The organism is Enterobacter sp. SCRI0065 (assembly GCF_059766475.1).
Window position 1 is genome coordinate 1 of the sequence record NZ_JCBAJB010000018.1, and the last position, 14,116, is coordinate 14,116.

A 14,116-nucleotide genomic window follows, 5' to 3' on the forward strand; every position below is an offset into this window, starting at 1 on the left:
ACTGCTGCGCAGCTGCCCCCTGATTTCCGGTGCAGCCTGAGCGCCGCGCCTGCATTCGGGCAGTGTGCAGATCGTGATGGCCGGTGACACGCTGGCGCGTGACTGTTTGCCCTTCGTGCAGGATACCGCTGCCGTGGTGATGGCGGGGCGCACTGCTGCGCAGATGCCCCCTGATTTCCGGTGCAGCCTGAGCGCTGCGCCAGCGTTCGGGCAGTGTGCAGATCGTGATGGCTGGTGACACGCTGGCGCGTGACCGTTTGCCCTTCGTGCAGGATGCCGCCGCCGTGGCGATGGCGGGGCGCACTGCTGCGCAGATGCCCCCCTGATTTCCGGTGCAGCCTGAGCGCTGCGCTAGCGTTCGGGCAGTGTGCAGATCGTGATGGCCGGTGACACGCTGGCGCGTGACTGTTTGCCCTTCGTGCAGGATGCCGCTGCCGTGGTGATGGCGGGGCGCACTGCTGCGCAGATGCCCCCTGATTTCCGGTGCAGCCTGTCTGATTTTATCGGCTACCTCGCAGCGATGGAGGCTCATTCCAGGTCATAGAGTTTGACCTACGAGGTGAAGCAACGAGTCAGAGGCGTAGAGGATAAGCGGGATCTGGAGAAGGAAGACAAAGCAAAAGGTGGATGTGGGTAGAGTAGAGCCAAAAATCGCGTCACACCCCACGCATTATACAATGCTAGGCCCAAAGCCATGCTGCGCCTAGCTTTAGGGGGTATACCCCACCATGTACGAATCTGTATACATTTTCAGTTTTTATCCTCTTAAACCCAGACAACGTAAAGCCTGAAAAGTGTATACAGACTGAGGTATACACAAATCCTGTCATTAGGCAGTGCATTCCCTGACCCACCTTGGGAAATGGATGTATACATAGTTATATGATACAAATATGTATCAAATAATAAGCATTAAAGGAGGTGCTTTTCATATGGGTAACGTTAAGACCAAGCAGCAGATTCAATTTCGACTATCCGGTGCGCTAGATCTGGCACTACAAAATGAGGCGGCAAGACGGGGGATGTCCACCAATGAGCTTGCGAAGAAAATGGTGATGAATGAGTTAACCAATGTTGGTGTGTCTACGTTCAAGGGAGACGTCTTGCTGAAACATGTGCTGTCTTCCTCATTCAATATTGTCCACCTGGTCGTGTTCATGATCATGAAGGAAAACCCGGAGGTTACAGAGGAAGCAGCAACAGAAATTGCCAGCGAATTCGTTTTCTCAAAAAGCAGTAAACGAGTGAGTACCCTCTTAAAGCAGCTGGGCGTGGAGGACTAATCATGATCGACAAGAAGCAGGAAAACAGCACTGTTTCGGATTTGAACCGTGGCGGTCAGGTACTTATGCACTTCATCCGAATGTTGCATCAGACCCTGACCCGTTATTTCAAAATTGTCTTTTTCGTATTTGCCATTGCGACTTCAGCCGTAACTTACCAAATTACTGATAAAACTGACTGGTACATGGGCTTTAAATACGGTTACTCCTACACACTGGTAGAGCTGATAGGTCTTAAGAAGGGAAAGACAACTCTGGAGCTTCCAAATGGCCGTAAAGTAACGGTAATGGATGCGCAGATAGTTAGATCACCGACCATGCAAAATCATGCAGATACTTTGATATCCAATCTGATATTAAGCATTGTTATCTCATCAATTGTAGCCCTCATTGCAGCATGGTATTTGTTTCGGTTCATCCTCAATAAGGGCAAACAGGAGAGTAAGGATGAGCATCGACGTGGCGCTGAACTTACCACTGCAAAGGAATTGATAGCAGCGGCGAACGAAAAGGTGAAAGAAGACGGTCGATTGTCACGTATTTCTATCGCGAATGTTCCTCTTGTTCGTTTTCAGGAAAACTCAGGTATTGCTGTTCTAGGCTCTCCGGGCGTAGGGAAATCCACTATTATCAGGGAACTTTTGCGACAGCTTAGAGCGCAGCAAAGAAAGGCTGTTCTCTATGATATTTCAGGTGAATTTGTTAAGCGTTTTTACCGACCTGGAAAAGACGTAATTCTTAACGTATTTGATACCCGATCACATTCATGGGATTTTTGGGCAGAGGGGAAAAACCCAGCAATGTATGACCGTATGGCCAAAGCTGCCATACCTGATAGCAATGCGGGTGGAGATCCATTCTGGACGGAGGCTCCACGTCTATTATTTTCAGCCTTGTTGGAACAACTCGGAAGGCGTTATGACATGCCTTCGGTTGAGCATTTGATGAACATCATTCTTCGTATGCCAAACGATAAAATAGCTAACGTTGTCGCTACGACAGATGCCAGAAACGTGATGAACTTAGACCTCGACAAGCTAGCCGGTTCAGTCAGGGCTGTTATCACCGCTTACACACGAAATTTTAAGCATCTTGCTCTGCCTACCGGCCCACGGTTTTCCTTCAAAAATTGGGCGCAGGATGAAGATTCCGAAGCATGGGTATTCATCACTGTTCGTGACGATATGAAGGACACTCTCAAACCGATGATAACCATGATGATAGAATCTGCCTTGTCTGCAATTCTTACACTTGAACCCTCGCAAGAGCGTTTAATCGGTACGAGTATCGATGAGGCCGGAACACTTCAGGAGATCCCTTCGTTACCTGATTTTATGTCTACCTGCCGAAAATTTGGCGGCTTTCCAATTTTAGGATTTCAGTCAAATGCTCAGACTGATTTTGTCTATGGAGAGAAGAAAAGTCAGATTCTGATGGATGGTATTGGTGCTATAGCCGCATTTCGTATAAACGGCAGTAAGGGGGCTGCATGGTTAGCTGACCAGCTGGGCGACCAGGAGACTGAAAAGTCGTCCGAGAATACCAGCTACGGCGCTAACGATGTTCGTGATGCCACTTCAATAAATCGTCAGGATAAAGAGGGTAATATTATACTCAAAAGTCAGATTTTTGAGTTGCTTGATAACACCTGCTATCTGAAGTTAGGTCGTGGATTGCCTGTCGCCAAGATTAAATTCCCATACGACAATATGAAAGAACTGCACCCTGGTATCATTGAAAACGAAACCTTAAACGACACATCATTTCTTACTGCGTTGTCCAAAGAGAATGAGATTTTACCAGAGGATGTAGTCAGTATCGTTAATAAAGATATTTCCAGAGAGAAGCGGGAATCACAAAAGTTTAAACAAGGGAACAAACCAAATCCTGATGCGGGTAAATCGCAGGATCAAGTCCTAGATGAAGTTATTGAAAGTGTAATCCCGAATGACAGCAATCAGCCGATTTCCTCTGGTGAAGTAACAAACCCTGTAGCACAGGCTATGTCTTCTGCGAAGTCCAAAGCGCCAATGAATGCTGTCGCCCAAGCGATGAGTGCTAACCCTAAGAAGCCGTCTGATACAGAGGAACAGGATGAGGAAGGTGATTTTTCTCATCTGGAAATTGATACCCAGGCTTCTGAGAATATTCAGAGTGAATATGAAAATTCATTTAGTAATGAGCCGCAGAATAGTGAAAGGAATGATAACAACGGTGTGATGAACCGTAATATTGATAGGTCATTCGACCAGCCTGAATTTCCAGGAGGCATGTAATGCTTAGTGTCGCTAAAGTTACAAATATTGCCCAGGCATCATCCTACTATAACTCGCCAGACCAGTATTATGATAAGGATAGTGGTGATATTACATCCCGTTGGGGAGGAAGTGGAGCAGAGCAATTAGGTCTAGAAGGGTCAGTGAATTCTGACGATTTCGTTCGTTTATTAGAAGGGAGAATTAGTCCTGATGTACAGCTGGGTAAAAATGGCGGCGCTGGTACAATCGAACATGTACCGGCATGGGATTTTACTTTATCAGCACCTAAAAGCCTTTCGGTTCTTGCATTAGTCGGTAACGATAAGCGTCTCATTGATGCGCATATTAAAGCGACTGCCGAGACGATGAAGTTTTTAGAGAAAGAATATGCATTAACTAGGATATCGAATGGCGGCACTGCTGAATATACCAAAGTTAATAATCTGATATATGCAAGTTATGTTCATACTGAGTCCAGAAAACATGATCCTCAATTACATTCTCATAATGTTGTGATGAATGCTGTAATGGATGATTCAGGCCAATGGCGAAGTCTCGAAACGCTAAAAATGTATGAAAATCAGAAAGGCATAGGTCTAATTTATCGCTCTCATTTAGCCAAACTAGTTAAGCAAATCGGCTATGACCTCGAAATCGATCATGAAACAGGGTTGTGGGATATTAAGGGCGTACCTCACTCCCTGTTGGACACCTTCTCAAAGCGGCGTAAAGATGTTCTAGAAGCTGCGAAACAGTACGGCCTGTTCGATGCTAAATCTATGGAAAAAGCGGCACTTTTCAGTCGTGATTCAAAGACTCATGTTGAATATGATGAACTGAAGGCCTCATGGGATGAGACGGTGAGAGAAAGCGGTGTTTCTCTTGATGACGTTATTAACCGCAGCTACGACAACTTACAGCAGAGTAAACCATTAAATGAGCCATATTCTGATAGTGGAGAAAAAAATGTGCCTGAAGCCGTTACAGGCGTTTCAAAGGGACATGGAAGCCCATCGCTCGCTAGCCAAGAGCGTCAGGCTGATCAGGAAGCCAATTTTTCCTTACCTGGCAATGATACAAATTTAAATCATGTTAGCCGTGGTGCTAACTTCGAGATCCAATCTGAAAGCCAGTTTCCCGATACAACCCGTTCTCCAGATAGTGCTATCAGCATCAGCATCAGTATCGAACGTGCGACTGATACAAATGCTAGGGAGTACATCAGTCACCAGGACCAATCATCGAGCGAACTGGCGGGAATTATTCATGACGTTCGGCTTGCCTATAAAGTCATGGCGGCAGATGAAGCGGTGTTTACCCACAGCGATGTATTGAAAGAGGCAACCCGTCTGGCGCTGGGTAGTGCTCTGCCTGGTGATATAGAACAGATACTGCGGGCGATGATTAACAGCGGGGAACTGCTTCCCCGTGTCGCCAGAAAAGGTGATGGCGAGGCGGCCTACACCACGCCAGCTGCCTTTGAAAAAGAACGTGAAATGGTCTTAACCATGCTGAGTGGTAAAGAGTCTCGGCAGGCGGCAGGGGATATTGCCAGCATCAATGCGTATATCGATCAGTTTGAAGCCGAGAAAACCCTGGAGTTTGGTTCGGCCTTTGCTTTTTCGCCAGACCAGCGGCTGGCGATTGTCGAAGCGGCCACTAATAAAGACCTGGTTTCCGGCATCCAGGGGTTCGCAGGAACCGGTAAAACTACGTTACTTCAGTGCCTAATCGGTTATGGTGAATCTAAAGGCTTTAGCTTCAAGGGATTAGCACCTACCGGTTCAGCTACAGAGACGCTTGCGAAGGAAACGGGTATTTCTGCAAGCACGGTAGATTCCTTCCTGTATCGGCGAATGAAAGGCACAGTCAGTAGTCGTGAGATTTGGCTTGTCGATGAGGCCAGCCTCGTAGGGGCAGACAACCAACATGCACTCATTATGGAAGCCGAGCGAAGCGATGCAAAACTATTGCTTCTCGGAGATAAGAAACAAATGGAGTCGGTAGATTGGGGTCGCCCATTTGCTGTATTGCAGGGCTTTGGTATGCGAACGTCCAGTGTCCAAACCATTATCCGTCAGAAAAATGAGCAACTGCGTGCTGCGGTGTACGACTCTATAAGCGGTAACTTTTCTCAGGCGTTTTCGCGTCTGAAGAACTCCGTTTATGACATGGAAAAGCATAGTGTACTTGATGATTACCTTACTCTCTCGCAAGCTGAGCGGGAAAAGACGTTGGTCATTATCCCTGATAACGAAGGCCGTCAGGCCTTTAACAAGGGCGTACATGAAAAGCGAGTACTGGACGGTGAACTGTCGGCCAATGAGGTTGCTGTTCGGGGGCTGCTGAGCGCAAACCTTAACGAAGCGGAACGCACAGACAGCCGCTATTACAAAAATGCTCACATCATCGAATTCCAGCTGGATCACGGTGAGTTTAAGAAAGGGGAGTTCTGGAAGGTTGCAGATGCTTCAGGAAAGGAGTTGTTGCTCAAAAACGACGATGGTCAGGAAAGAAAATTCAATCCGTCTGAGATAACCGGCAAATCGAAGTTTGCGATCGATGTGTTTCGGGAGGGGAGTATTCTCTTGTCCGAGAAGGAGAAGGTTATCTTTACCAAATCCCGCAAGGATCTCAATGTGCGTAACGGCGATGAGTTTACCGTCTCCCGTATTGATCCGTCCACCGGCACATTCACCCTCGTCAATGAAAAAGGGAAAGAGCTGTCGCTAGATTCATCGCAACTGCAAAGTGTTTCTCATGGTTACGCAATGACGTCCTACAAGGCTCAGGGGAAGACGGTGGATCGCGTCATGGCGCAAATCGAATCCTGGCGGCGTAATCTGGTTAACGAGCGCAGTTTTTACGTTAACCTTAGTCGCGCCCGTAATGAGGCGCGGTTATATGTAGACAACGTAGGCAAAGTCGTAGAAGCCCTCAAAGAGCATGATGCCAACAAAACAACATCGCTGACTGGTTTTTCCGTTACGGGTATGAAGCGTGCTGCTGAGCATCTTCAGGCCCAATCTACCGATACCCGGCAGTTGTATGCCGATCTCAACATTGCCACTCAAAAACTGGCAAACAAGCAGGGAGTGTTTAGTCATTCTGCCTTAGTGACCGAAACGCTGAAAAACACGCTGGGTACATATGATGTCAGAGATATTGAGACGGCTATTTATGCTATGCGAATGCGCGGTGAAGTAGGGTTTTCCCACATCAACCATGACAAGCTGAATAGCGAGAATTACTACACCATGCCGCAAAACATCCGGCATGAAGCGCAGATAGTGCGGCATATGCTTCAAGGCCAGGATCGCTTCTCGGCCATCGCAGGAAAATCAGTAGTTAGCCGGTTTCTCTCTGCGAGAGAAGATAAGGCACGACAGGGAATCGCTGAACCTGTCTCAGCTGCAACTCAGGCAGCGCTGACGGCGGTAATGACCAGCAGGGATGAATCTATCCTCATCACCGGCAGCGATCTCAGTGGTCATCGTGATGTTATGAGAGAGTTAGGTAAGGATATCGCGAAAGAGCGAGGCTACCGGGTGAAAGGATTTTCGACAACTGCGGAAGGTGTGAAGCAGATGCGGGAATCGATGAAATTCTCATCCAATATCTACCAGCACCTTGACCAGATGGAAACCAAAATTGCCGCAGGTCAAACCGTGCGCCCAGGGAAAGAAATCTGGGTGGTGGAGAACGTTTCCCAAATGGGGGCCGAAAACCTGATTCGGTTGCAGCAGGCGGCGCGATATGTGGGGGCAAGGACCGTTCTTGTGGCTGACCGACAGGAGAACTCTATCGCGTGGGGAAACATGCCGTCATTGCTGGCCGAGCAGGGGATAACCACCATCGATTTTGATAAGGCCAATCGCTCACTTAATCCGGAGATTAACCACGCCACGGATAAGCTGACGCAGGGAAAAATTGAGGATGCGCTTGCGCATATCAGCCCAATGATGAGTGAGGTTCGTGATCTTGATAATCAGACCAATGACCGCGCCATCCGGCTAAATGTCATTGCTAAAGCCTGGCTAAATCTCGCCCCCGCAGATCGCACCAAAACCGCCGTGGTGATCCCTGACTACTTCTCTCGTAACAAGGTCGATGTGCAAATCCGGCGAGGGCTTCAATCAGAAGGGGTTCTTCAGGGAAATGGGGTAACTACGGCATTTTATCGCAACGCGAACTTAGACCCTTTTGAGAAGAAGGTAGCAACAAACTACAAGCCTGGTCAGGTAGTCCAGTTTGAAAGCCAGCGCCCAGGTATCGAGAAAGGGGCGTATTACACCGTTGAGGCGTTGAATAAGTCCGGGAACGAGCTGATACTCGTATCGGTTGAAGCGGGGCATCGAGTAACCATCAACGCCTCTGAAATCGCGGGAAGTCGTAATAATTCCGTTCAGGTCTTTCATGTGGACCAAAAGCAGGTTCAGAAGGGAGAAACCCTCCGCTTCACGCGTAGTGTTCCTGCTGACAAGGTTGAGAGTGCTGACGGAAAAGGGGTGTCATCCAAGATGATTGGTACGGTTGAAACACTCGACGGTACGAAGCTAACCCTGCGTCTTGCTAATAACCGGCAGGTTACGGTGGATGCTTCCAGCTGGAAGCATATGGAGTGGGGCTATACTAACAATATGTTCAATATCAAAGATAAACAGTTTGATAATGTGATCACATTAATGGAGTCGTGGAAGAAGCAATTTGCTACGCAGGAAGCGCTTCACAACGCCCTGACAAAAACGGCGGTTAATCTGCGAATTGTGACCGACGATAAAGCGAAGTTGCTTGATAGCCTCCGTTCAACACCCGGCTTCAGACAAACAGCCCTTCATGATAGGAAGGTATCGATCACCAAAAGCGACATGGCCGCGTTTGATAAGCAGTTCGGTACGGGGCTGGGCTTTGGCATGCGCTCCCTGATGAAACTGGAGGCTGCTGTGGATAAAGCGGTCACAACCACGGTAAACAAGGTGGTCGAGAAAACACGGGAAGTGGCGCAGAAAACTCGGCAAAAGACTCTGTGACATATTACGCAAAACCCCGCAGAAGCGGGGTACTTTATGCCGAAAGGTTGAACACTTTGCGCATGCGCAAACAGCGCGTTAGCGGGTAACCGTCGCCGTTATCATTGAGATTTACTCTTAACGTGCAGACGGGTCGGCTGTGTCAGCACTGGGAACCGGCGCAAGTACAATTCTACGGTCACGCTAATAGCGGCCATGATGACCCACAGCATCCCGGCTAACGGCAAGACATTGCCATTAAAGCGAGCGGCATACCCTTTTGCATCGGATATCACTTCAGGGCAATTCGCGGCCAGAACTGAAGGTTGGACGGACAGTTTTGGTGGAAATTCATTTGAATTCCTGGACATTGAGGGGCAATCGCGCCACTTCCAGTTAACTCCGTCTGTCACCTCATCAGCTTTCTGCATTATATTTACCAGTATCTGACCGGGAGAAGAATGATCGCGAACTATCAGCAATGCGACGATGAGTGTCAGCATTCCTGCGGGGAAAAGGATTAAATTGCGACATGCCCATGCACACCATGACAACACGTAAATTGCGATTCGCATGAGATTACTGTTCATGGTGATAGCTCCCGAGCGCTGGCAGTGCGTTCATAGCTCCAGCATAGATTTCACCAGCAGGTAATTCCTTTAACAGGTTTTCCCACATTTTTTTGTGCTCAGTTCGCATGTTTGCCGTCATCAGAGGGATTAAGCTGTTCAGCCATGCGTCGATGAATGACACCCGGAAAAGAAGAACCCGAGCCTGTTCCGGGGGGAGCGTGGCGGCGACCTTTGCAATCTCCCGGCATTCAATAATGCGCTTATATGGTCCACCATTACTCTCTTTCGAGAAATCCAGCTTTTCAAGCTGATTGGTCAATGCAAAAATTTTTCTTTCGTATTTAATGCAAATGTTGTTATGCGCCTTTCTACTTATAAACATCGTCTGATCCTTACGTGAGGTTAGAATTTTAGCTTTAGTGTCGAATCGAACAGATTCAGTAACCGGTCGCCGGAGATAATTTCTATTTGGGGGCTGGAGCTGGTCTTAACGTAATCACGTACCGATGCAGGTGTAGTGCCAGTGTGAACAAAGATGCCCCCGCTACAGTTGTTCTCTTTGAGCAGTGACGCGAAGGCGCTGACATGTTCCTGTTTGATACGATGCGAATACCGTTTTGCCTGGATCAACCACAGCTGCCGGTTATGCTCAAACCTGCCATCCAGCCCACCATCACCGCTGTAACTCTTATTCCTGGCGATTACGAAGCCTTTTCGTTGCAGTAGCGTCAGCACCATTTCTTCAAAGGCATAGGGATCGACTTTGCGCAGGTAGGTGATTTTTTGTGCTGGATTAGCCATTGCATTAATGGTTTGTATAATTCGCTCTGCGGATTGCTGTTTTCTAGAATGACGGTTTTTTTTACGAAAGAGCAGTGGATAAATGACGAACAAAAGCAATATAAAGCCGCCAAGAATGATGTTTTTTTCCATCAAAAGTTATCTCCCGGAGTATTCTCGTTTATTGTGTCAGGCGTTTCCGTATATAAGTGAACGCTTTCGAAGGATTCTCCTTTCTCAGCGTTAATTTCATTCGGTACATCAAAGATGCCCTCACTCTGCCCTTTTTCGGTAAAGCCTTTGTTGTGATATTCATGATCGAGTTTGAAACGCCTTACAGTAGTTTTGTCCGTAGAGTATGAGGATGTTTTGCTAAGCACCCAAAGCACAACGCCACCGGCCATACCGCATGCGACCAGAAGTATTCCTAATAACTTTCCGGTCATTGAGGCTCACTACGTACAGGAATGGTAAGAAACACGATCAAGGCAACAACACCATGAAGCCCAACAAGGGCGTAAAGAAACACATTAGCGTCATTAAATGAACGAAAGAAAGTAAATAGACCGGCACTGGTGAAAAGGCATAAGACATGAAAACTATGACGTCTAATAAAGCGTCTCAGGCTGATATGTAGGCAAACAAAAGCGATAAGAACACCGAATACGGAAGCATGGTGAGTCAACAAAGATGGTTGTATCCACAAGATGAGATAATAGGAAAAAGCTAGCAAGGCAGACGTCAACGCTAACAAATAGCCTGTCATAATCCACCTACCAGTTTACCGTTACCAGTGCTGAATGTTTGGTTAACCGCCAGATTGAAAGTGATGCCTGGGTGCGTATCTCGAAACTCGATTTTATACCCCTCGCCTAAAGGCCTATTCTTACGCGACGGTGTATAGCGGAAATTGCCCGAAGTACCGTTAAGAATATTGGCAACATATATTTGTGTTTCTACAAAGGGGATCACTTGCATGAATTGCTTATTACTTATCTCTCCGCTACGCGGATCACCGTAACGTTTAAGCCATTTATCAACGCTCCCTGGCCCCGCGTTATATGCAGCTAAAGCGAGAACATGGTTGCCGTCATATTTGTCCAGCTGCGAGTCAAGATAGGCTCGTCCCAACGCTTTGTTATATGTCTCATCATTGCGATAACGCCATGCATTCCACTCAAGACCGGCAAGTCTTGCCGCTTCCGGGGCTGTTTCTGGCATAACCTGCGCAACGCCAATTGCACCTTTAGGGGAGGTGAGCGGTTGACCGTTTTTTCCGAACTGATTACCCATACTTTCCTGATGTAGCAATTTATTGAATAACTCATCAGATGTGAAAGAGGGTTTAGCTGCAATTGCTGAACCTTGCTCAGCCAGTGAGCCGGTGAACTGTTGTTCAGTATTTGACGATGCTAACGCAGGGTTAGCTCCCATGATCAGGAGAGCTAGAAATGTCAATTTTGTAAATCTCAATTATCAATCCTCATACTAATTGTCATGATATAAAAATGTATCACATAACTGTTATAGTTCAACCCCACTCGATTGAGATAATTTAAATTTTGTGCAATGATTAATTAATTCGATTTCGGAGCTAATTTTAATGACAGACAAGTTTAACTTGCAAAACAAGAGGTTGATGGAATCTATCGAACAGACGCTTTTGCTTCTCAGTAAAAGTGGGGGGGAGTTAATCAAAGCTGTCGCAAAGAGCCTTGTTCTTAAAATCAAACCGTATGATTTTGAGGAGTTCAAGCATTCAGCAATTTATCGAGCCATTCGCACTTACAACGAAAAACGTGAGAGTGTGATTCGCTTATCTGGACTTTACAGCCCATTATTTGGCCGGGAAATCGGCGCAATGGAGCAGGAACCGTACAGCTTGATTGTTAACGTGGACGAGGATGCGCTGAAACGTGGATTTATCTGGTACAGCCCGGAGAAAGGCAAAGCGTTTCGTATGGAAGATTTGAACTATTTTGTTCTCGACCAGGACACTTATATTCCCTTCAGCCTCACCGGTAGCAACAAACTATAAGCGACCACGACAATGAATAAAAAAACGCCTCTTACCGTGAACGCTGTTACTGAATACCTGTCAAGCATTACGCGTCGAACCGCTGTGTTTAAAAAGATGGATTTGCGCCTATTGGGTATCGTGAGGGCGGATCTTAATCGCATCATAGAAATGCGCGAAGACCTGCTGGAGGAAGAAAGGCTCAGACAGAAGGAAAAGCAGGAGAAAATCCGCGAACACCTTTCTTCGCTACGACAAGATGGTATTGAACCTGATGAACTACTCGATAATACTCGACCTAGAAAGCGCCCTTCGATTGGTCAGATGCGAACCTTCCGTATTCATGGAAAGCTCGTTCATTACAAAGGAGTGGGTGTCTACCCTCGAACGCTACGAGAGATTATAGAGAGTGAAGGTGAAGAAGCCCTGAAAAGGTATGAAATTTCAGGGGAGTAGCCCTTCAGAACTTTTTTTCAACTCACCTCCGGGCGGGTTTCTTATTTTATCCAGGCGATAGGAATATCCTTCCAGCGTGTCGTATAACAGGGCGACAGCCACTGCTGTTTCCCTTTATAAATTCGATGAATTCCTTCACCGGCCATAAAGATAGTGCCACGTCCTGCCTTGTTCAACTTGTCAATGGTCTGCATTAAGGCCTGGCTGTTTATTCCTGGCTGATTATTGCTAAACAGGTCCAGTTGTTCGCGGCCATCCCCAATTTCACTAAGCATAACTCCGGCTTTAGCATAATGAACACCTGGCTTCCAAATTCGATGAAGTGCTGTTTGAGCGGCCCGGATTAAATCCCGTGAGTCCTGTGTGACAGGGAGAGCTTCGAGTGCAACAGTTGAAAAATAGGGTTCAGTTTGGCTGTGACGGCTGTTTTGTATGAATACGGTAATAGCCCCTGCAAAACTGCGATCTCGGCGCAGTTTCTCTGCTGCCTGGCAACTGAAAGCGCATATGGCCTGCCGTACATCTTCCAGGTCGGTTGTGCGTTGACCAAATGAGCGGGATACAATTATCTGCTTTCGTGAAGGCGGGTTAGTATCAAGTCCAAAGCAGGGTTCGCCGCGCAGCTCCCGCACGGTGCGTTCAACAACCACTCCCATCAACTTACGAACAAGACGTGTATCCATTCTGGCTAATTCTAGGGCGGTGAGAATACCCATATCATTGAGGCGTTTTGCAAGTTTGCTGCCGATCCCCCATACATCCCGGACAGGAATTAGCGCCAATAGCCGGTCACGTCTGGCGGGATGGCTTATGACGACTACACCTTGCGTCTGAGGATATTTTTTGGCGGCCCAGGTTGCGGCTTTGCAAAGTGTTTTGGTTTCCGCAATGCCAATACCGCATTTTAATGAAGTATGTCGATATACCTTTTCTCGCAGCTCCCGACCAAAATCATCGAAGCTGATAAGCTTGTCCATTCCGTGCAGGGAAGCAAAAACCTCATCACAACTATAGATTTCGTGGCGGGGTACACTCTCGCCAATTGTAGTGTGAAAACGTGCAGAAAAATCGCCATAAAGTACGAAATTTGATGAAAATACCCTTACGTCGTTATCGCGAATCAATTGCTGGATCTCAAATAAGGGCTGCCCACGTTTAAGGCCTAGCGTCTTCGCTTCGGTATTTAGGGCGGCTATAGCACCATCGTTATTTGTCGTGACTATGACCGGTTTACCGATAAGACCCGGCTCCATTGCTGTCTGGCAACTTACATAAAATGCGTTGGCATCACTATGCAGAAACATGCAGATAGTCCCGGATGGTAAAAGTCACTACACCAAAAATATCCAGTAATTCCGGCTCTACTTCTATGACAGGAAAGTCTGGATTCATAGGGATTAATGCGGGAATAGGACGAAGCTGTAATTTTTTAACGGTGAATTCGCCATCAACTCGGGCAATGACGATTGCACCATGTACCGGCTGAATTGAGCAATCTACAACCAGCAAATCTCGTGGTGCTATACCGGCATCAATCATAGAAAGCCCGTCGCACCTAATGAAGAAGGTACTGGCAGGACGTTTAACACAGTAGGTATGCAAATCCAGAGGCTGGTCTTCTATCCCTTCAGATGGGAGAGGAAAGCCACATGGTATCAAATCACCAAAGAAAGGCTGTGTGCGTGAGACTCGATAAATGTCAGGTGGTATCAGTGAAATGGTTTTCATACATGCAACTCTA

The 14,116-nt window shown here is 47.2% G+C and carries 13 protein-coding genes; 5 read left to right on the forward strand and 8 right to left on the reverse strand.

The window, feature by feature from the left end:
• Positions 1 to 532, reverse strand: a 532-nt coding sequence (locus AC6EMZ_RS22710; RefSeq protein ID WP_498405091.1) for a hypothetical protein, incomplete at its 3' end; no start/stop codon positions are given.
• A gap of 400 nt (positions 533 to 932) precedes the next feature.
• Here AC6EMZ_RS22710 and AC6EMZ_RS22715 point away from each other — a divergent pair.
• Genes AC6EMZ_RS22715 through mobF form a run of 3 tightly spaced genes read left to right on the forward strand, consistent with a single transcriptional unit; the run spans position 933 to position 8,571 of the window.
• The gene (locus tag AC6EMZ_RS22715) at positions 933 to 1,283 is read left to right on the forward strand and encodes a hypothetical protein (protein WP_498405092.1); all 351 of its coding nucleotides are present in this window, start codon (positions 933 to 935) and stop codon (positions 1,281 to 1,283) included.
• A 2-nt stretch (positions 1,284 to 1,285) separates the two neighbouring features.
• A complete protein-coding gene (locus tag AC6EMZ_RS22720) occupies positions 1,286 to 3,559 on the forward strand; it encodes a type IV secretion system DNA-binding domain-containing protein (RefSeq protein WP_498405093.1) in 2,274 nt (757 codons plus the stop codon).
• The gene (gene mobF / locus AC6EMZ_RS22725) at positions 3,559 to 8,571 is read left to right on the forward strand and encodes a MobF family relaxase (RefSeq protein ID WP_498405094.1); all 5,013 of its coding nucleotides are present in this window, start codon (positions 3,559 to 3,561) and stop codon (positions 8,569 to 8,571) included. Before AC6EMZ_RS22720 ends, mobF begins: the two co-directional genes overlap by 1 nt.
• Positions 8,572 to 8,672: 101 nt before the next feature.
• Here the strand turns inward: mobF and AC6EMZ_RS22730 are convergent, their stop codons facing one another.
• From AC6EMZ_RS22730 to AC6EMZ_RS22750, 5 genes are all read right to left on the reverse strand, one after another.
• Positions 8,673 to 9,140, reverse strand: coding sequence for a conjugal transfer protein TraP (locus AC6EMZ_RS22730; RefSeq protein ID WP_498405095.1), 468 nt, complete (start codon positions 9,138 to 9,140; stop codon positions 8,673 to 8,675).
• Positions 9,130 to 9,504 carry a hypothetical protein gene (locus tag AC6EMZ_RS22735; RefSeq protein WP_498405096.1) on the reverse strand — a complete coding sequence of 125 codons (375 nt, stop codon included), beginning with the start codon at positions 9,502 to 9,504 and terminating at the stop codon, positions 9,130 to 9,132. The genes AC6EMZ_RS22730 and AC6EMZ_RS22735 overlap by 11 nt, the downstream gene beginning before the upstream one ends.
• Positions 9,505 to 9,524: 20 nt before the next feature.
• Positions 9,525 to 10,055 carry a restriction endonuclease gene (locus AC6EMZ_RS22740; protein WP_498405097.1) on the reverse strand — a complete coding sequence of 177 codons (531 nt, stop codon included), beginning with the start codon at positions 10,053 to 10,055 and terminating at the stop codon, positions 9,525 to 9,527.
• The gene (locus AC6EMZ_RS22745) at positions 10,055 to 10,348 is read right to left on the reverse strand and encodes a hypothetical protein (RefSeq protein ID WP_498405098.1); all 294 of its coding nucleotides are present in this window, start codon (positions 10,346 to 10,348) and stop codon (positions 10,055 to 10,057) included. Before AC6EMZ_RS22745 ends, AC6EMZ_RS22740 begins: the two co-directional genes overlap by 1 nt.
• 316 nt (positions 10,349 to 10,664) lie before the next feature.
• Positions 10,665 to 11,375: a transglycosylase SLT domain-containing protein gene (locus AC6EMZ_RS22750; protein WP_498405099.1), complete on the reverse strand. Its 711-nt coding sequence runs from the start codon at positions 11,373 to 11,375 to the stop codon at positions 10,665 to 10,667.
• A gap of 166 nt (positions 11,376 to 11,541) precedes the next feature.
• On the opposite strand from AC6EMZ_RS22750, the gene AC6EMZ_RS22755 reads away from it, so the two are divergent.
• Both AC6EMZ_RS22755 and AC6EMZ_RS22760 read left to right on the forward strand, forming a co-directional pair.
• A complete protein-coding gene (locus tag AC6EMZ_RS22755) occupies positions 11,542 to 11,940 on the forward strand; it encodes a hypothetical protein (RefSeq protein ID WP_498405100.1) in 399 nt (132 codons plus the stop codon).
• A 12-nt stretch (positions 11,941 to 11,952) separates the two neighbouring features.
• Complete coding sequence (locus tag AC6EMZ_RS22760; protein WP_498405101.1) at positions 11,953 to 12,375, forward strand: H-NS family histone-like protein; 423 nt, start codon at positions 11,953 to 11,955, stop codon at positions 12,373 to 12,375.
• Between the two features lie 41 nt (positions 12,376 to 12,416).
• Here the strand turns inward: AC6EMZ_RS22760 and umuC are convergent, their stop codons facing one another.
• Positions 12,417 to 13,679: a translesion error-prone DNA polymerase V subunit UmuC gene (umuC, locus tag AC6EMZ_RS22765; protein ID WP_498405102.1), complete on the reverse strand. Its 1,263-nt coding sequence runs from the start codon at positions 13,677 to 13,679 to the stop codon at positions 12,417 to 12,419.
• Complete coding sequence (umuD, locus tag AC6EMZ_RS22770; protein ID WP_498405103.1) at positions 13,666 to 14,103, reverse strand: translesion error-prone DNA polymerase V autoproteolytic subunit; 438 nt, start codon at positions 14,101 to 14,103, stop codon at positions 13,666 to 13,668. Before umuD ends, umuC begins: the two co-directional genes overlap by 14 nt.
• Positions 14,104 to 14,116: the final 13 nt, after the last annotated feature.